The organism is Rhizomicrobium sp. (assembly GCA_037200385.1).
Taxonomy (GTDB): domain Bacteria; phylum Pseudomonadota; class Alphaproteobacteria; order Micropepsales; family Micropepsaceae; genus Rhizomicrobium.
The window spans coordinates 3,439,197-3,455,536 of sequence record JBBCGL010000001.1 but is presented as its reverse complement, the minus strand read 5'-3'; the positions used below and the strand labels follow the sequence as shown (position 1 = coordinate 3,455,536).

Genomic DNA, 16,340 nt, shown 5'->3' with positions numbered 1-16,340 from the left:
GCACGCGTCGCGTGCGCGGTCCGCCGGGGATGACACGGAGGGATTTGCCGCGATGCCTTTTCGGAGTCGCACAGCCAGCCAATCGAACCTCGCCGGTCCGCGGGCGGTCATGCGTATTCCCCCGTACCCTGCCCCTGGAGCTGGATGAAGACGTCTTCCAGGCTGGGCGGCGCCTGGTGGATCGCCAGGCCCGGCTCGGTGCGGAACGGCGCCAGCGCGCGCTCGAGCGCCGCCTTGTCCTTGCCGCTGACATGCAGCGCGGCGCCGAAGAAGGCGACGAATTCGACGCCCGGCAGGCCGTGCAGCCGGCCCGCCAGGGCGCGGGCGCCTTCGCCTTCCACGATGAAGGTGGTGAGAGCGGATTTCGCGATCACCTCCGCCACCGTGCCGCGCGCGACGATGGTCCCGAGATTGATGTAGACGATGCGGTCGCAGCGCTCCGCTTCGTCCATGTAATGCGTGCTGACGAGGACGGTGAGCCCCTCGGCGCTCAGCCGGTGGATCTCGTCCCAGAAATCGCGCCGCGCCTTGGGGTCGACGCCGGCGGTCGGCTCGTCGAGCAGCAGCATCTTGGGCCGGTGCAGCATGCAGGCGGCGAGCGCGAGGCGCTGCTTCCAGCCGCCCGACAGCGCCCCGGCCAGCTGGTTCTGGCGCTGGATCAGACCCAGGCGCTCCAGCGCCTGGGTTACCGCGGCGCGCGCGTTGGGCAGGCCATAGACCCGGGCGACGAAGTCCAGATTCTCGCGGATCGAGAGATCCTCCCAGAAGCTGAACTTCTGGGTCATGTAGCCGACCTCGCGCTTGATCTGTTCCGACTGGGTGCGGAAATCGTAGCCCAGCACCGTGCCCTCGCCTGCGCTGGCGTGGAGCAGGCCGCAGAGCATGCGGATGGTCGTCGTCTTGCCCGAGCCATTGGGGCCGAGGAAGCCCCAGACCTCGCCGCTGGGCACCGCGATGTCGATCTTGTTGACCGCGACCTTGCTGCCGAAGCGCTTGGTCAGGCCATGGACGTCGATGGCGCGTTCAGCCGTCATAACGGCCGCACGTCCACCGGCTGGCCCGGATTGAGCTTGAGGCCGTGCGGGGCGCGGGCCTCGATCTTGAACACCAGCTTCTCGCGGCTGCCGATGGAGAAGATCACCGGCGGGGTGAACTCCTCCTGGCTCGCGATGAAGGTCACCGTGGCGGTGAGGCCCGCCGGGCAGCCGTCGCAGCCGATCGCGACACGTTGGCCGAGCTTGACGCGCGCGAACTGCGCCTCCGGCACGAAGAAGCGGACATAGATGTTCTCCGGCGGCAGGACGGAGACCACCGGCGTCATCGCGGGCGCATATTCGCCGGTGCGGAAGAAGACGTCCTGCACCTGCCCGGTGGTGCGCGAGACCACGTCGCGTTCGGAGAGCTGATAGGCCGCGCCCGACAGCGACGCACGCGCCTGCGCGATCTGCGCATCGATCTGGCCGACCTGCGCGACGGCAGAGTCGTAATTCGCCTTGGCGACGTCGTAGGCCTGTTTGGTACCGGCCTTCGCGGCGAGGAGATTGGCCTGGCGCGTCAGCTCTTTCTGCGTCAGCGTGCGCGTCGCCTCGGCCGCGACACGCTGGCTTTGCGCCAGCGCGATCGCGGCATCGGCCTGGTCGCGCGCGGCGGCCTGGCTGGTGTCGTCGAGGGTGAAGAGCAGGTCGCCGGTCTTCACCGCGTCGCCGCGCCGGACCGCGACCCGCGCCATCCAGCCGGCCTGCGGCGCGGCGATGAAGGCGCTCTCGCCTTCGACATAGCCCAGCCAGCGTTGGTCGTCGGGCTGGCCGCAGCCGACAAGCAGAAGGACCAGCAGCAGCAGCACGGCGCGCGTCATGGCGCGGCGCCTTCGGGTGCCAGGCCGCGGAACAGGACATCGAGATGGGTGTCGATCAGGCCGCGATAGTCGTAGGGCGCCTCGTCGAACTGCGCGAAGGTGGCGTGCCAGATCGCCCCCAGCAGCACAGGCGCGATGCACAGGCGCACGACATGCTCGACCGGCAGCGGGCGGAATTCGCCCTGCTCGATGCCATAGGCGATCACCGCGCTGAAGGCATCGAGGCCGCGTGCGATGATCTCGAAGCGGTAGAAGCGGGCGAGCTCGGGAAAATTGCCGCTTTCGGCGATGATGATCTTGGGCAGCACGACGCGGTCGCTGTTCACCAGCAGCGACGCCATGGCCCCGAGCGCGAAGCGCATCAGCTCGCGCACCGGCCCCTTGAAGTTGCGCAGATGCTCCGTCACCGCGGTCACGGTCGTGCCGATGGATTCACGCACCAACGATTTGAAGACCGCTTCCTTGTTCTCGAAGTAGAGATAGATCGTGCCCTTGGTCACGCCGGCTTCGCGCGCGATGTCCTCCATCCGGGCGGCGGCGTAGCCCTTGGCGGCGAAGATCTTCAGCGCGGCATCGAGGATCTCGCCCGGACGGGCCTGTTTGCGACGGGTCCAGCGATGATCGGTGGCGCTCTCAAGGCTGGAGGTGGGTGGTTCCATCGCTTATATTAGTAACTGACCGGTCAGTTATAAAGTGAAACTTTTGCAACTCCGGTCCGCGGAACTTGCAGGCTATATAGTTGTTATTAACGCTAGGCAGGAGAAACGACATGCTTTTCAAACACCTAGCTTTGTCGGCTGCGATCGTGGTCCTGGCGGGCTGCGTCAGCCCGTCGACCTATCATCCCGCGCAGAGCGACCGCGGCACCGGCTATTCCGACCAGCGCCTGGCGGAGAATCGCTATCGCGTGACCTTCACCGGCAATTCGCAGACCCGCCGCGACGTGGTGGAGAATTACCTGCTGTTGCGGGCGGCCGAGGTGACCCGCGACGCGGGCTATGGCTGGTTCGCCTTCGATAATCGCGATACCGAGGCCAAGACCACCTATCACACCGACTTCGCCGGCTATCCCGGCTGGGGTCCGGGATGGGGCCCGGGCTTCGGCTGGTACCGCCACAGCTGGCGCTACGATCCCTGGGATCCGTTCTGGCAGAACACCACTTTCCCCACGACGCGCTATGAAGCCTATGCCGAGATCGTGCTGCTGACGCCCGAACAGGCGCATCAGGATCCGCATGCCCTGCAGGCGTCGGATGTGATCGCACGGCTGGGTCCGGCGGCCGTACCGCCGCCGCCAGCGCCTTAACGGCGAAGCGTGAGACGTGTAAGGGCGCCGTCGCGGGTCACATCCACGACGGCATAGCCTTCCCGATGGCACATATGCGGAATGTCGACCGCGGCCAGCGGATCGTCGGCGACGACCGCGATCTCCGTGCCGGGCAAGGCGCGCGCCAAGGCGCGACGTGCGAGCAGCGCAGGCAGCGGACACTTCAGGCCACGCAGGTAGAGCGGTTCGGACATGGTCTCGCGATCGGTAACCGGCTAAGCCTTAGATTCGAAACCTTAGGTCAAAGCTGTCACGGGCGGCATGGGACTGTTGAGCGCGCTGTCGCGCGAGGCCATCTATATCTCGGCCATCGGCCGCACCCTGTTTTCGCTGCGCGGCGTGACGCCGGACAGCCCGCACACCATTGTGGATATCGTCGAGGCGCAGGCGCGCGCCACGCCGGACAATGCCGCCTTCCATTTCCTCGAACGCCGGATGAGCTATGCGGCGCTCGATGCGCATGCCGACCGCGTGGCGCATTGGGCCCGGCAGGTCGGCATCGGCCGCGGCGACGCGGTCGCGCTGCTGATGGAGAACCGCCCGGAATATGTCGCGACCTGGCTCGGCCTGCTCAAGGTCGGCGCGGTCGTCGCCCTGATCAACAGCAACCTGCGCGGCATCCCCCTGGCCCACTCCATCGCCATCGCCGGCGCCCGGCACGCGATCGTCGGCGCCGAGCTCTGCGAGACCTATGCCGAAGCGGCGCCGCAGATCGTGCCGCGGCCGGTCGGCTGGAGCGCCGGCGGCACGATGCCCGGGCTCGAGGATTTCGATGCCGCGCTCGCCCGCCAGCCGGCCGCGAAGGCCGATCCCGCCTGGCGCGCCGGCGTGACGGTCAAGGACAAGGCCTTCTACATCTACACCTCAGGCACGACCGGTTTGCCCAAGGCGTCGAACTTCACGCATCTGCGCATGCTGTTCATGATGCACGGCTTCGCCAGCGGGCTGAACGCGCGGGCCGAGGACCGGATGTACAACGTGCTGCCGCTCTATCATTCGGCGGGCGGGGTGTGCGCCATCGGGCCGGCGTTGCTCACCGGCGGATCGGTGATCCTCAAGCGCAAGCTGTCGGTCAGCGAGTTCTGGGACGACGTGCACCGCCATGACGCGACGCTGTTCCAGTATATCGGCGAGCTCTGCCGCTACCTGCTGAACGCGCCGCCGGCGCCGCACGAACGCGACCACAAGATCCGCGCCATCACCGGCAACGGGCTGCGGCCGGAGATCTGGAAGAGCTTCCAGACGCGCTTCGCGATTCCGAGGATCATCGAGTTCTACGGCGCCACCGAGGGCAATGTCTCGATGCTCAACTATGACGGCACGGTCGGCGCGGTCGGGCGGGTGCCGTCCTATATGCGGCGGATCGTGACCACGCGGATCGTGAAGTTCGACGTCGAGCGCGAGCTGCCGGTGCGCGGCCCGGACGGTTTCTGCATCGAATGCGCCGACAACGAGGTGGGCGAGACGATCGGCCAGATCGGCGGCGAGCCGGGCAAGACCTTCGACGGCTATACCAAGGCGGCCGACACGCAGAAGAAGGTGCTGCACGACGTCTTCGCGACGGGCGATGCCTGGTTCCGCACCGGCGACCTGATGCGGCGCGACCGGCTGGGCTACTTCTATTTCGTCGACCGGATCGGCGACACCTTCCGCTGGAAGGGCGAGAACGTCGCGACCAGCGAAGTCGCCGAGGCGCTGGGCGTCGTGCCCGGGATCCGGGAAGCCAATGTCTACGGCGTCGCGGTCCCGGGGATGGACGGGCGGGCCGGCATGGCGGCGCTGGTGATCGGGCCGGCCTTCGATCTTGCCAAGCTCGCGGGCGCGCTGGCGGACAACCTGCCGAGCTACGCGCGGCCGATCTTCCTGCGCCTGCTGCCGGAGCTCGAGATCACCGGCACGTTCAAGCAGCGCAAGGTCGAGCTGGTGCAGGACGGCTTCGATCCCGGCACGATCCGCGACCCGCTCTACTGGCTGAACCATGCGAGCGGCGCGTATGAGCGGCTGACGCCGGAGGTGTATGCGGCGATCGCAGGCGGTGCGGTCAAGTTGTGACTGTCATCCCCGGCTGAGCGATGCGTCAGCATCGCGAAGGGAAGGGGACCCAGGCGTCAACGACATGCACCGGTGATGTAGAACCACCTGGGTCCCCTTCCCTCGCGCTCGCTTCGCTCGCACTCGCCGGGGATGACAGCGGAGCTAAAATACGACGCCCGCCGCCGGGATCACCTCCGCGAAGATGCGGCCCAGCGTGTCGTTCTGGATCGCGATGATATCCTTCGCCTTCGCCACCCTGGTGTCGCCGGTCGAATGCGCATCGGAGACCAGCGTGACCTGGTAGCCGCGCTCATAGGCGCCGCGCACCGCGGAGCCGACGCAGAACTCCGACTGCATCCCGGTGATCACCAGATGATCGACGCCGGCCGCCTTCAGCTTCGCGTCGAAATCGGTGCCGTGGAAGGCGCTGGATTTGTGCTTGACCGTGATGTCGTCGCCGGGCTGCGGCGTCAGCTTGTCGACGAAGGGAAAGCCGGGCGCGCCGGGCTGCATCGCCGTCTCGCCCAGCGCGTGATGCTGGACGAAGAACACCGGCGTGCCGGCGGCACGGGCCTGGGCGACCAGGCCGGCGATGCGGTCGACCACGGCGTCGCCGTCATAGGGCGCCCAGGCGGGGACCGAGAACATGATCTTCTGCACGTCGATGACGACGAGGGCTTTGCGCATGACGGACTCCGTAGCCGCGATGGATCAAGGGTGGGAAGATAGCGCAAATTCGTGCCGGCGCGCATGACCGGCCTTCGGGATTTGCACGCGGAGCCGCGGAAGGGCGTACCTCTGCCGATCGTCATGGCCGCCTTGTGCCGGCCACCCATGAACACCCATGCGACACGGGTGTTCATGGGTCCCCGGGACAAGCCCGGGGATGACGGTTTGAACGTTTGGGGAAGAACCTCCGCGGCGGCGCGTGAAACCTTACTCGGCCGCCTTGGTGTTCTTCTTGGCTTCCGCCTCGTGGTGCTTCTGGATGGTCTGCATCGCCGCGGTCATCGCCGCGCCGATGAACTTTTCCTTGTTGTCGCGCGCCCAGTTGAAGGCTTCCTCGCGCTTGGCGTTGGCGCCGTTGATCACCGGCGTCACATGGCGCTGCCACAGCTCATAGGACGTCTTGGTCGCGTCGAAATTCGCCCAATTGTGCGCGAGCTGGAGGAACACGCCGAACTCGCCCTGCTTGGCCTGGAGCCGGCGGATCTGGGCGATGGCGTCGTCCGGCGTGCCGATGACGAGCTGGCCGTCCTTGACCAGGTCTTCCACCGAGCGCGCCTCGGTCGCCTCGCGGCCGGCGACGGCGCTGATGCCGCCGAAATAGCTCTGCCATTTGGCGAGGCCGAACTTCACGTTCTCGAATGCCTGCTCGCGGGTCTCGGCGATGTGGACGGGGCCGACGAGGCGAAGCTTCTCCGGATTCATCTTCGTGCCGTTCTCGGCGGCGACGTCGTTGGCGACCTTCCAGTTGATGGAGAGCGCGTCATAGCCGCCGGCCTGGGTGGCGGCGACGCAGAGCATGCCGAAGCCGTGCTTGCCCGCGAGCTTGCCGCCCGAGGGCGTGACGGACGAGGCGACCGCGATCTCGGGATGCGGCCAGGTGTAGGGCTTCAGCTGCAGCGTCGCGTCGACGAGGGTGAACCAGTCGGATTTGTGCGTCACGCGCTCGCCCTTGAAGAGGCGCAGGATCACCTCGATCGCCTCGACCATGCGGTCGCGCTGGGTCGACGGCTCGATGCCCATCGCGAACGCGTCGGAGGGCAGAAGGCCCGGCCCGACGCCGAACATGAAGCGGCCGCGCGTCTGGTGATCGAGCTGGATCACGCGGTTCGCCGCCATCAAGGGGTTGTGATAGGGCAGCGAGATCACGCCCGAGCCGAGCATGATGCGCTTGGTGCGCTCGGCCGCGGCGGCGATGAACACTTCCGGGCTGGAGATGATCTCGTAGCCGGCGGAGTGATGCTCGCCGATCCAGGCCTCGTCATAGCCGAGCTTGTCGAGATGCTCGATCAGTTCGAGATCGCGCTGGATGCACAGCGTGGGATCTTCGTCGACGGGGTGGAATGGTGCGAGGAAGATGCCGTTCTTGAGCTTGATCGTCATGTGCGTTTCCCTTCGGATGTTCTGAGGCGATGTATGCCACAGGCGGGAAGAAGAGTCCTCGGTTACGCGGCGTCAAAGCTCGTCGTTACCGTTGCGGCAGCGGGCTCACGCGGAAGCCGACCTCCGGTCGCGTTGGTTCGAGCCAAGACTGTCATCCCCGGCGGAGCGGCGTGAGGGGAAAGGACCCAGGTCGGAGACACCATCACGGTGGCTGGCGCCTGGGTCCCCTTCCCCTCGCACTCGCTTCGCTCGCGCTCGGCCGGGGATGACAGTGAGATTTCAACTAGAGCGCCGGCGGCCTGAAGCCGAACTTGTCCTCCACCGCCGCGGCGAAATCGAACAGGCGGTCTTCGCCGTTCCAGGGGCCGACGATCTGTACGCCGATGGGGAGGCCGGCGGCGTTCCGGCCCGCCTGCACCGCCAGCGCGGGCGCGTGCAGCGCGGTGGCGGGCGAGATCCAGTTGAGGATGCTGGGATACGGTACGGGCACGCCGTCGACGTCGAGGATGCGATCGTTGAACGCCGGCGTCTGCTGGTGCGGGAAGGGCGGCACCATCGAGATCGGCATCACGATCACGTCGTAGCGCGCGAAGAACGCGGCCAGCTTGTCCTTGTGTTGCTGCTGCCGGACATTGGCGGCGTGCACGTCGCGGAAGGTGGCGGTGGCGCGCAGGCGGTAATCGGCGGCCCGGTCGCCGTTCTTGGCGAGCAGCTTGTCGTCCGGGCGCATCGCCTCCCAGCTTTCGAGCAGCGTGGGCGGCAGGCCGGTCGCGACGATGGCGGTGAGGATGGTGAGGTAGAAATCCATCAGCGCTGCGCCGTCGATGCCGGGCTTGGCGTGCTCGACATGCGCGCCGGCAGCGGCGAGCGCCTCGCCCGCGCGCTCCACGCCGTCGCGCACCTCACGCGCCAGCGGCCAGGCGGCCTCCTCGTCCCACAGCGCGACACGGGTGCCCTTCACGCCCTGCCGCGCCTGTTCCGGCATGCCGCGCAGGATGCTCCAGAGGAGCTTCAGATCGTCGACATTGCGCGCCATCGGTCCGACCACGCCGAGATCGCCCTCGTGATAGTGATCGGGGCCGGGCGGAACATGGCCGCGCTGCGACAGCACATGCAGCGTTGGCTTGAGCGCGGTCACGCCGCAGAAATTGGCCGGATGGCGCAGCGAGCCGCCGATGTCGGAGCCGATCTCGAGCGGCGTCACGCCGCTCGCCAGCGCCGCGGCGGCGCCGCCCGACGAGCCGCCGGGCACTTTCGTCGGGTCGTAGGGATTGTTCGTGGTGCCGTGCATCGCATTGAAGGTCTGCAGGTCGCCGAGCATGAAGGGCACGTTGGTCTTGCCCCAGATCACCGCGCCCTCGCCGCGCACGCGCGCGACCATCGCCGCGTCGGCGCAATCCTTGGCGCGGTCCTTGTAGGCCGGGTTGCCGGCGGTCGCGGGCATGTGCTCGACGTCGAAGCCGTCCTTGATCGTCATCGGCAGGCCGGCGAGTCGGCCGAGGGCCGCGCCCCTGGCACGGGCGTCGTCGATCGCGGCGGCGTCGTTTTGCGCGCGCGCGATGTCGGTCTCGACGACCGCGTTGATCGTCGCCGCGACCTGCGCGTTGCGCGCCAGATGCGCGGCGAGCAATTCGCGCGCCGAGACTTTCTTCGCCGTCAGATCGGCGAGCATCGTCCGTGCCGTAGCGTAAGTGCCGGTCATGCCGCTCTCCCGTTTGCCTTGGGCCGAGGATGGCATAACGTCCCGCCGGGTCGAAACGGGGAAGAGCCATGCGTGCCGCCGTGTTCAAGGAATTGTCGAAGCCGCTGGCGATCGAAGTGCTCGCCGATCCGGTGCCCGGCGCGCAGGACATCATCCTGCGGGTGCGCAATTGCGGCATCTGCGGCTCCGACCTGCACATGACCGAAGCGGGCACGATCATGCCGCTGCCCGGCGGCTCTGTGATGGGTCATGAATTCGCCGGCGAGGTGATGGAGGTCGGCAAGGCCGTCACCCATCTGTGGAAGGCGGGCGACCGGGTCGCGGGCTTTCCTGTGATCTGCTGCGGCGACGCCACGCCGTGCCTGAATTTCTCCGGCCGCGGGACCTGCGCCAAGATGTTGCCGGTCGGGCTGGGGCAAAGCCACGGCGCCTATGCCGAATATGTCCGCATCGGTTCGGGCAGCGGCTACCGCCTGCCCGACAGCGTCTCGTTCCGCGAAGGCGCGATGGTCGAGCCGCTCGCGGTCGGCCTGCATGCGGTCGACATGGCGAAGATGGCGCGCGGCGCCACCGTGCTGGTGATCGGGGCGGGGCCGGTCGGGCTCAGCGTGATGCTCTGGGCCAGATTCCTCGGCGCCCGTCACGTGATCGTGAGCGAGAAGGCGGAGAACCGCAAAGCCATGGCGGCGCGCTTCGGCGCGACCGACGCGATCGATCCGGGCCAGCCCCTCGCCGGCCAGGTCGAGAAGATCGCGGGCAAGGCGCCCGACATCATCTTCGAATGCGTCGGCGTCCCCGGCCTCCTGATGCAGACCATGGCGGAGGCGCCGCGCGGCGGCCGCATCGTGGTCGCCGGCGTCTGCCAGCAGCCCGATACGATCATGCCGCTGATGGGCATCATGAAGGAGCTGGAGATTCAATTCGTGCTCGGCTACCGCCCCGCCGATTTCGATTATGTCATCGCGATGATCGCTTCGGACCGGATCGATGTCGGGCACATGGTGACGGACATCGTCGACCTCGACGGACTCCCGGCCGCCTTCGAGGCGCTGCGCAAGCCTTCGCATCAATGCAAGGTGATGCTGGAGAACTAAGCTGCCCGCTGTTGCGGGCCGCGACGCGTCCGGAAATTGGCGACCGAGCCCGGGCACAATTTGTCCAACAATTATATCGGCCCGTCATAGCGGGGCGTTCAGTCGCAGCGCGCCGAGTCGACGAACTGTTACAAGCGCCACCGCGATTTGCCTCTTGGCAGGGAGTCGCCCTTTTCCGCATAGCTCGAAAGGACACTGCGCGCTTTCGCGCGCGCCCGTGAAGGCCGATGAATGAGACCGGTAACGTCTGCGCCTTGAAGCCCGCCAGCGAGCGGCTCGCCGCCGCCTATGGCGTGTGGTGCGATCTGGCCGCGGGACGCGTCGGACCCAGGCGCGAGGAGATCACGCCGGCGCGCCTGCGCAGCGCGATCGCTGCGACCTTCGTGGTCGACGTGCTCGATGGCGGCAAGGATTTCCGCTTCCGCTTCGCCGGCGACCGCATCATCCAGTTCATGGGACGGCGCCTGGCCGGCAAGCTGCTGTCGGAGCAGCGCGGGACGCCGTTCTTCGACGGCATGCACGGCATGTACACGCATTGCGTCGCGGCGCGTGAGCCGATCCTGGCCGGCCCGATGCCGGTGACCTATCCGGGCAAGGAATTCCTCGAGATCGAAGTGCTCGCCATGCCGCTCAGCGATGACGGGCAGGCGATCACCGCGCTGTTCGGCGCTTTCGACACCTGGCAGCTGGGCACGCACCGGGTGTAGCCGGCGCTATGGAATTGATCCCAAACGGGATTTTCCCGGTACCGTCGCTTTACGTGACGTTATCGTCACCAAAAGCTTGCCTAACGCCGCGCCCCTCTCTTAGATGCGCGGCACATTCAAGGGAGGACAGGCATGTCCGTCGACGGCAAGTGGAACATCACGATCAATTCGCCCATGGGCGCACAGAAGGCGACGCTCGACCTTAAGGCCGAGGGCGGCACGCTGACCGGCACGCAGGCGGCGCAGCAGGGTTCGATGGCGATCGCGAACGGCAAGGCGGACGGCAACAACGTCTCCTGGTCCGTCTCGATCACCTCGCCGATGCCGATGACGCTGGAATTCTCCGGCGCGGTGGACGGCGACAAGATCTCGGGCAATGTGAAGGCTGGCGCGTTCGGCTCCTTCCCGTTCTCGGGCGAGCGCGGTTAAGTTTGCGCGAATGGCTTGGAAGGGGCGGTGCAGGTCGCGCCGCCCTTTTTTCTTTGGGGCGGTGCTGTTCGAGACGCGAACCCTTCGACAAGCTCGGGATGAAGGATAGAGTGGCGCCCGCTCCCGGCTGAGGCCCTCGCCCGAGCTTGTCGGAGGGTGAGTTCGCAGGATCGCAGGACAGACCGTTTTGAGAATTCCCATCCATCGCGAAGGCTGGCGGTTCATCGCGATTTTCGCGCTCTTCAATGCCCTGCTTCTCTGGGTCTGGCCGTGGGCGGCGCTGGGCTTTGCGCCGCTGACGCTGTGGTGCATCGCCTTCTTCCGCGACCCCGAGCGGACGCCGCCGCCGGGCGAGAACCGTATCGTCAGTCCCGCCGACGGCGTGCTGCTGCCGATCGTCGAGGCGGTGCCGCCGGAGGAGCTGGGCCTGGGACCGGCGCCGCGGCGGCGCCTCTCCATCTTCATGAATGTGTTCAACGTCCATGTGAACCGCATGCCGGTGCGCGGCACGGTGATCGCGCTGGGCTATCGGCCCGGCAAGTTCTTCAATGCCTCGTTCGACAAGGCCAGCGTCCACAATGAGCGGATGTCGATGCGGGTGCGGCCCGAAGGCGGCCGCGATCCCGAAGCCGACCTCGCCGTGGTGCAGATCGCCGGGCTGGTGGCGCGGCGAATTGTCTGCGACCTGCGGGAGGGCGAGAAAATCGCCCGCGGGGCCCGTTACGGCATCATCCGCTTCGGCAGCCGCCTGGACGTATATTTGCCCCCCGCGGCCAAGATCGTGGTACAAGACAATTCCGTGACGGTGGCCGGCGAGACGGTCCTGGCGGAACTCTAAGTTCGGGTACGCATCCTTGGCATATCGTAGAATGGATCCGCGCCGCATGGCGGAGCGGCTGGAAGAGCTTTCCGTCGGACGGATCGTGCCCAGCATCCTCACGCTGCTGGGCCTGTGCAGCGGCATCACCGCGATCAAATTCGCCATCGAGTCGGAATGGAGCGCCTCGGTCGCGGCGATCCTCTGCGCCATGGTGTTCGACATGCTGGACGGCCGCGCCGCCCGCTTCCTGGGCGCCGACACGCGGTTCGGGGCGCAGCTCGACTCCCTTGCCGACCTCGTGAGCTTCGGCGTCGCGCCCGGCGTGCTCGTCTATATGTGGAGCCTGGCGCGGATGGGCGATGCGGGCTGGATCGCGGCACTGATCTTCTGCGCCTGCTCGGCGATCCGCCTGGCGCGCTTCAATGTGCAGAGCGTGCGCGACGAAGGCTCGTCGGAGCACAACCCCTATTTCACCGGCCTGCCCACGCCGGCCGCCGCGGGCCTGCTCATGCTGCCGATGCTGGTGAGCTTCCAGATCGGGCATGCATGGCTGCGCGACCCGCTGGTCAGCGGCGCGACGATCATGATCGCGGCCAGCCTGATGGTCAGCCGGCTGCCGACGCCCTCGATCAAATATATGCGTCCCGCGCGGCAGCACCGCCTTCTGGTATGGGGCTTCGTCGGCCTGCTGGCCGGCTTCATGCTGACCTGGCCCTGGCTGACCATGACGATCGGGATGGTGATCTATCTCACCGCGATCCCGCTCGGAATCGCGATGCAGGCAAGACGCGCCCGGCTGCACGCCGCGGATTAGGGCCTAGCCCTGGCTGGCCGCCACGATCTCGTCGATCTTCACGCCCTGGCTCTGCAGCATGGCGAGCAGCATCTCGTTCTGCCGCTCGAGATGGCGCAGGATCACCTCGATCTCCGCCTCCGCCTTGATGTTGACCTCGAGGTCGTGCTCGGCGCGCGCCTCGGAGGCGCGGCCCTGGATGTTCTGGCCGATCATCAGCAGCGGCATCAGCATGATCTGGATCAGGTTCGAGATGAACAGCCAGAACACGAAGCCCATCGGCGGATCGAATTGCAGCGCCGGCGGCGCCAGCAGGTTCCAGCCGAGCCAGAAAACCGTCCAGATCAGGATGAGCAGGAAGAAGGTCATGGTGCCGACATGGTCGGTGATCCAGATCGCGACCTTTTCGAGCTTGCCCATCTCCGCCCTGAGCTCGGCATAGGTGTTGCGCAGCGGATGCAGGCGGCGGATTTCCATCAGCTTGGCGAGCGACGTCGATACCATGGCGATCTTCCCCTCAAATCCGGGCGCGACCATCGCGCGGCGCCCGCATCGTGCAACGCGCGGCACGGCCCCGCCGCCTTAACTCGGCGTAATGCGCCTAGAGATAGGCCACGCCGAGCAGCCCCAGGCCGACGGCGCCGAAGCCGAGCGCGGTGTACCACAGCCAGTTGCGATGGGTGATGATCGCCATGGTCGACAGCGCGATGCCGATCTCGAACAGCGTCGCCGCGCCGGTCAGCCAATGATGGCGGCCTTCATGCGTGGCGCTCTCGGCCAGCAGCCGGTCGCGGTCTTTCTCATTGTCCTTGGCGTCGCCGCGCAGCTTGGACTGGGTGTCGCCATATTCCTTGGAACTCTTGCGATAGCGCTCGGCATTGACGCCGCCGGCGTCGGCGGCGATGCCGTAAATGTGCTTCTTGATGCTGTCGGCCTGGAATTCGTCCCATGTGTCGGTGGCGCGGTCCTGCATCAGCACCGCCTCGCTGGTGGCGTTCAGCGCCCGGCCGCCCTCGACCGTCTCGAGGCTGCCCGCGACCGCCGCGAGCACCGCCAGCACCGCGACCGAGATCGCGACGCGGCTGACGAACGGATCGGCGGCATGCGCGGCATGCTCCGCATGCTCGGTGTGCTCATGCGCTTCCAAAGGGGTGTCGTGGCTCAAGCCCGATCTCCTCATACGCCGGCAAGATAGCGGTCGGCGATGGCCGCGTGCAGCGCGATGCCGTTGGCCATCGCGGCCTCGTCCATCATCATGCGGTTGGAATGGCAGGCATGGGCGTGATGGTGCGGGACGCCCTCCGGCGCGACGCCGAGGAACACCATGGCGCCCGGCATCTTCTGCAGCACATAGGAGAAATCCTCCGCCCCCATGATCGGCGCGGGCATCCGCAGGAAGCCCTTTTCGCCGAACAGGTCGGTGGCGACGGCTTCCGCGAAATCGACGAATTTTCCATCATTGATCGTGACGGGATAGCCGGATACGAGGTCGACGATCGCTTCGATGCCGTGCGCGCTCGCGATGCCGTGGGCGATGCGCGCGATCCCCTCGCGGGCGGCGGTGCGGCTGGTCTCCGAGAAGCTCCGCAGCGTACCGAGCAGCCTGGCACTTTCCGGCACGACATTGCTGGTGGTGCCGGCCTCGATCTTGGTGATCGAGAGCACGACGGGATCGAACGCCTCGATCCGGCGGGTGACCAGGCTTTGCAGCGCGGTGACGATCTCGCAGGCCGCCGGGATGGGATCGCGCGTGAAGTGCGGCATCGAGGCATGGCCGCCCTTGCCCTTGATCTCGATGTGGATCGTGTCGGTCGCCGCCATCAGCGGGCCGGAACGGCTCGCGATCACCCCGGTCGGGATGTTGGGCGAGATGTGGATGGCGAAGGCGGCATTGGGCGCCGGCGCCGCGTCGAGCATGCCCTCTTCGATGGCATGGCGGGCGCCGGCATAGCCTTCCTCGCCGGTCTGGAAGAAGAATTTCACATTGCCGTTCAGCCGCTCGCGATGACGGTGCAGCAGATGCACCGCGCCCACCAGCATCGCGGTGTGGGAGTCGTGCCCGCAGGCATGCATGCGGCCTTCGTTCTGCGACTTGAAGTCGACATCGGTGTCTTCCGGCATGGGCAGCGCATCCATGTCGCCGCGCAGCAGGATGGTCGGGCCCTGGCTGGCGCCCTTCAATGTCACCACGAGGCTGGAGGTCGAGGTGCCCTCGGCGATCTCCACATCGAGGCCGGCCAGCGCCTCGCGGGTGCGGCGCGTGGTTTCGGGCAGGTGCAGGCCGAGCTCGGGGAATTTGTGCAGCTCGCGGCGCAGCGCCACGACCTTCGGCATCAGCTCGGCCGCGCCGTCGCGCCAGAAGCCCAGATCACCGTTCGGATTGTCCATGTGCCGTTCCTGTGTGCCGCCGCCAGTCTTGCAACCGGCAGCGCCCGCGTAAAGTGCGCGCGACGCCGCTAGGGGCGCGTCCCTTCGAGGAATTTGCGCACGTCCTTGGCGGTCTGGTCGGCCAGCTCCTCCATCGGGATGTGGCCGGTCTCGGCATAGACGATCACCTTGGAACCCGGAATGGAATCGTGCCAGGTCGCGGCAGCGGCGACCGGGATCAGGTGGTCCTGCTCGCCCCACAGGATGAGGACCGGCATCTTGAGCGCGCCGACATGGTCCTTCACATAATGCGCGTCCGCCGGATCGAACTCGCCGAAGCGCTCCGCCGTCGCTTCGCGGCTGCCGTCCATCCGCGCCATGTCGGAATACAGATCGATCATCGGCTCGGTCAGCACGGCCTTGCGGACGATGGCGTCGTCGAGGCCTTCACGCACCAGCGGCTTGGGATCGAGATGCCGCAGCACGGGCTGGAGCCAGGACTGGCGCAGCAGCCGGAAGGCGACCGGCGTGTGATCGCCGGCCTTCGACGGCATGCCGGCGGCATCGACGAGGATCAGGGCGCTGACGCGCTCGGGATGCTCTTCGGCGAAGCGCGCCGCGACGCCGCCGCCCATCGAATTGCCGGCGAGCGCGAAGCTCTTCAGGCCGAGCTTGTCGGCGAAGGCGCCGACGAAATTCGCCATGCCCGCCTGGCTGTAGTCATGGTTCGGCGTCGCGCCGGTCAGGCCGTGCGCCGGCAGGTCGACCGATACGACGCGATAGGTGTCGGAGAGGTCCTTGGCCCAGGGCTCCCAGGTGAAGAGCGTGGCGTTGGAGCCGTGCAGCAGGAGCAGCACCGGCGCATCCTTTGGGCCACGATCGCGGTAATGGACATGCGCGGGCGCGCTGGATGCCGCACCACCGGCGAGGGTCGAAGCATATTCGACAGCAATGAATTGCGACGGCGCGGTGGCGTATTTGGCTTCCAGCGTGGCGCGCGGAATGTCCGGCGCGCTCAAATAGTAGAAGCCGGCGCCGAGCAGCACGACGATGATAAGCAGGGCGATCAGCAACCGGCGCATGGGTGTCTCCTTGAGGCGGCG

Annotated in this window: 18 protein-coding genes; 7 read left to right on the top strand and 11 right to left on the bottom strand. The window is 67.1% G+C overall.

Translation table 11 applies throughout. The features are described from left to right. Positions 1 to 107: 107 nt before the first annotated feature. From WDM91_16500 to WDM91_16490, 3 genes are read right to left on the bottom strand one after another with little or no spacing between them, the layout of a single operon-like run. On the bottom strand, positions 108 to 1,034 hold the full coding sequence (locus tag WDM91_16500; protein MEI9996198.1) for an ABC transporter ATP-binding protein: 927 nt from the start codon (positions 1,032 to 1,034) through the stop codon (positions 108 to 110). After that, the gene (locus tag WDM91_16495) at positions 1,031 to 1,855 is read right to left on the bottom strand and encodes an HlyD family efflux transporter periplasmic adaptor subunit (GenBank protein ID MEI9996197.1); all 825 of its coding nucleotides are present in this window, start codon (positions 1,853 to 1,855) and stop codon (positions 1,031 to 1,033) included. Before WDM91_16495 ends, WDM91_16500 begins: the two co-directional genes overlap by 4 nt. Then, on the bottom strand, positions 1,852 to 2,514 hold the full coding sequence (locus tag WDM91_16490) for a TetR/AcrR family transcriptional regulator (protein ID MEI9996196.1): 663 nt from the start codon (positions 2,512 to 2,514) through the stop codon (positions 1,852 to 1,854). The genes WDM91_16495 and WDM91_16490 overlap by 4 nt, the downstream gene beginning before the upstream one ends. 110 nt (positions 2,515 to 2,624) lie before the next feature. Here WDM91_16490 and WDM91_16485 point away from each other — a divergent pair, with 110 nt between their 5' ends. After that, positions 2,625 to 3,161: a hypothetical protein gene (locus WDM91_16485; GenBank protein MEI9996195.1), complete on the top strand. Its 537-nt coding sequence runs from the start codon at positions 2,625 to 2,627 to the stop codon at positions 3,159 to 3,161. On the opposite strand, the gene WDM91_16480 is transcribed toward WDM91_16485, so the two are convergent. Continuing rightward, complete coding sequence (locus WDM91_16480; GenBank protein MEI9996194.1) at positions 3,158 to 3,376, bottom strand: sulfurtransferase TusA family protein; 219 nt, start codon at positions 3,374 to 3,376, stop codon at positions 3,158 to 3,160. The genes WDM91_16485 and WDM91_16480 overlap by 4 nt on opposite strands. A 67-nt stretch (positions 3,377 to 3,443) precedes the next feature. Here WDM91_16480 and WDM91_16475 point away from each other — a divergent pair, with 67 nt between their 5' ends. Further along, positions 3,444 to 5,234: a long-chain-acyl-CoA synthetase gene (locus WDM91_16475; GenBank protein ID MEI9996193.1), complete on the top strand. Its 1,791-nt coding sequence runs from the start codon at positions 3,444 to 3,446 to the stop codon at positions 5,232 to 5,234. Positions 5,235 to 5,378: 144 nt separating this feature from the next. Here the strand turns inward: WDM91_16475 and WDM91_16470 are convergent, their stop codons facing one another. The 3 genes from WDM91_16470 to WDM91_16460 all read right to left on the bottom strand — a co-directional run bounded on the left by WDM91_16470 (position 5,379) and on the right by WDM91_16460 (position 9,027). Beyond that, positions 5,379 to 5,903, bottom strand: a complete 525-nt coding sequence (locus WDM91_16470; GenBank protein ID MEI9996192.1) for a cysteine hydrolase family protein — start codon at positions 5,901 to 5,903, stop codon at positions 5,379 to 5,381. 249 nt (positions 5,904 to 6,152) lie between these two features. Beyond that, the gene (locus tag WDM91_16465) at positions 6,153 to 7,325 is read right to left on the bottom strand and encodes an LLM class flavin-dependent oxidoreductase (GenBank protein MEI9996191.1); all 1,173 of its coding nucleotides are present in this window, start codon (positions 7,323 to 7,325) and stop codon (positions 6,153 to 6,155) included. Between the two features lie 283 nt (positions 7,326 to 7,608). Next, positions 7,609 to 9,027, bottom strand: coding sequence for an amidase family protein (locus WDM91_16460; protein MEI9996190.1), 1,419 nt, complete (start codon positions 9,025 to 9,027; stop codon positions 7,609 to 7,611). Positions 9,028 to 9,095: 68 nt separating this feature from the next. Between WDM91_16460 and WDM91_16455 the strand changes: the two genes are divergently transcribed. The 5 genes from WDM91_16455 to pssA all read left to right on the top strand — a co-directional run bounded on the left by WDM91_16455 (position 9,096) and on the right by pssA (position 12,891). Beyond that, on the top strand, positions 9,096 to 10,121 hold the full coding sequence (locus WDM91_16455) for an alcohol dehydrogenase catalytic domain-containing protein (GenBank protein MEI9996189.1): 1,026 nt from the start codon (positions 9,096 to 9,098) through the stop codon (positions 10,119 to 10,121). A gap of 227 nt (positions 10,122 to 10,348) precedes the next feature. Next, positions 10,349 to 10,828: a PAS domain-containing protein gene (locus WDM91_16450; GenBank protein ID MEI9996188.1), complete on the top strand. Its 480-nt coding sequence runs from the start codon at positions 10,349 to 10,351 to the stop codon at positions 10,826 to 10,828. Between the two features lie 132 nt (positions 10,829 to 10,960). Beyond that, positions 10,961 to 11,257: a hypothetical protein gene (locus WDM91_16445; GenBank protein MEI9996187.1), complete on the top strand. Its 297-nt coding sequence runs from the start codon at positions 10,961 to 10,963 to the stop codon at positions 11,255 to 11,257. 187 nt (positions 11,258 to 11,444) lie between these two features. Then, on the top strand, positions 11,445 to 12,095 hold the full coding sequence (locus WDM91_16440; GenBank protein ID MEI9996186.1) for a phosphatidylserine decarboxylase: 651 nt from the start codon (positions 11,445 to 11,447) through the stop codon (positions 12,093 to 12,095). Between the two features lie 31 nt (positions 12,096 to 12,126). After that, on the top strand, positions 12,127 to 12,891 hold the full coding sequence (gene pssA, locus WDM91_16435) for a CDP-diacylglycerol--serine O-phosphatidyltransferase (GenBank protein MEI9996185.1): 765 nt from the start codon (positions 12,127 to 12,129) through the stop codon (positions 12,889 to 12,891). 3 nt (positions 12,892 to 12,894) lie between these two features. Here the strand turns inward: pssA and WDM91_16430 are convergent, their stop codons facing one another. The 4 genes from WDM91_16430 to WDM91_16415 form a co-directional block, all read right to left on the bottom strand. Then, entirely contained in the window at positions 12,895 to 13,374 is a 480-nt protein-coding gene (locus WDM91_16430; GenBank protein ID MEI9996184.1) for a DUF1003 domain-containing protein, read from the bottom strand. Positions 13,375 to 13,471: 97 nt separating this feature from the next. Next, complete coding sequence (locus tag WDM91_16425) at positions 13,472 to 14,035, bottom strand: DUF4337 family protein (protein ID MEI9996183.1); 564 nt, start codon at positions 14,033 to 14,035, stop codon at positions 13,472 to 13,474. An 11-nt stretch (positions 14,036 to 14,046) separates the two neighbouring features. Further along, positions 14,047 to 15,258 (bottom strand): M20 family metallopeptidase, encoded by a 1,212-nt coding sequence (locus WDM91_16420; GenBank protein ID MEI9996182.1) that lies wholly within the window; start codon positions 15,256 to 15,258, stop codon positions 14,047 to 14,049. 68 nt (positions 15,259 to 15,326) lie between these two features. After that, positions 15,327 to 16,319 (bottom strand): alpha/beta fold hydrolase, encoded by a 993-nt coding sequence (locus WDM91_16415; protein MEI9996181.1) that lies wholly within the window; start codon positions 16,317 to 16,319, stop codon positions 15,327 to 15,329. Positions 16,320 to 16,340 lie beyond the last annotated feature (21 nt).

Coding starts and splice junctions, on each gene's coding strand:
- WDM91_16420 (MEI9996182.1), bottom strand. CDS start 15,258: ATGGACAATCCGAACGGTGATCTGGGCTTCTGGCGCGACGGCGCGGCC.
- WDM91_16480 (MEI9996194.1), bottom strand. CDS start 3,376: ATGTCCGAACCGCTCTACCTGCGTGGCCTGAAGTGTCCGCTGCCTGCG.
- WDM91_16495 (MEI9996197.1), bottom strand. CDS start 1,855: ATGACGCGCGCCGTGCTGCTGCTGCTGGTCCTTCTGCTTGTCGGCTGC.
- WDM91_16445 (MEI9996187.1), top strand. CDS start 10,961: ATGTCCGTCGACGGCAAGTGGAACATCACGATCAATTCGCCCATGGGC.
- WDM91_16485 (MEI9996195.1), top strand. CDS start 2,625: ATGCTTTTCAAACACCTAGCTTTGTCGGCTGCGATCGTGGTCCTGGCG.
- WDM91_16490 (MEI9996196.1), bottom strand. CDS start 2,514: ATGGAACCACCCACCTCCAGCCTTGAGAGCGCCACCGATCATCGCTGG.
- WDM91_16455 (MEI9996189.1), top strand. CDS start 9,096: ATGCGTGCCGCCGTGTTCAAGGAATTGTCGAAGCCGCTGGCGATCGAA.
- WDM91_16465 (MEI9996191.1), bottom strand. CDS start 7,325: ATGACGATCAAGCTCAAGAACGGCATCTTCCTCGCACCATTCCACCCC.
- WDM91_16460 (MEI9996190.1), bottom strand. CDS start 9,027: ATGACCGGCACTTACGCTACGGCACGGACGATGCTCGCCGATCTGACG.
- pssA (MEI9996185.1), top strand. CDS start 12,127: ATGGATCCGCGCCGCATGGCGGAGCGGCTGGAAGAGCTTTCCGTCGGA.
- WDM91_16415 (MEI9996181.1), bottom strand. CDS start 16,319: ATGCGCCGGTTGCTGATCGCCCTGCTTATCATCGTCGTGCTGCTCGGC.
- WDM91_16430 (MEI9996184.1), bottom strand. CDS start 13,374: ATGGTATCGACGTCGCTCGCCAAGCTGATGGAAATCCGCCGCCTGCAT.
- WDM91_16475 (MEI9996193.1), top strand. CDS start 3,444: ATGGGACTGTTGAGCGCGCTGTCGCGCGAGGCCATCTATATCTCGGCC.
- WDM91_16500 (MEI9996198.1), bottom strand. CDS start 1,034: ATGACGGCTGAACGCGCCATCGACGTCCATGGCCTGACCAAGCGCTTC.
- WDM91_16450 (MEI9996188.1), top strand. CDS start 10,349: ATGAATGAGACCGGTAACGTCTGCGCCTTGAAGCCCGCCAGCGAGCGG.
- WDM91_16470 (MEI9996192.1), bottom strand. CDS start 5,903: ATGCGCAAAGCCCTCGTCGTCATCGACGTGCAGAAGATCATGTTCTCG.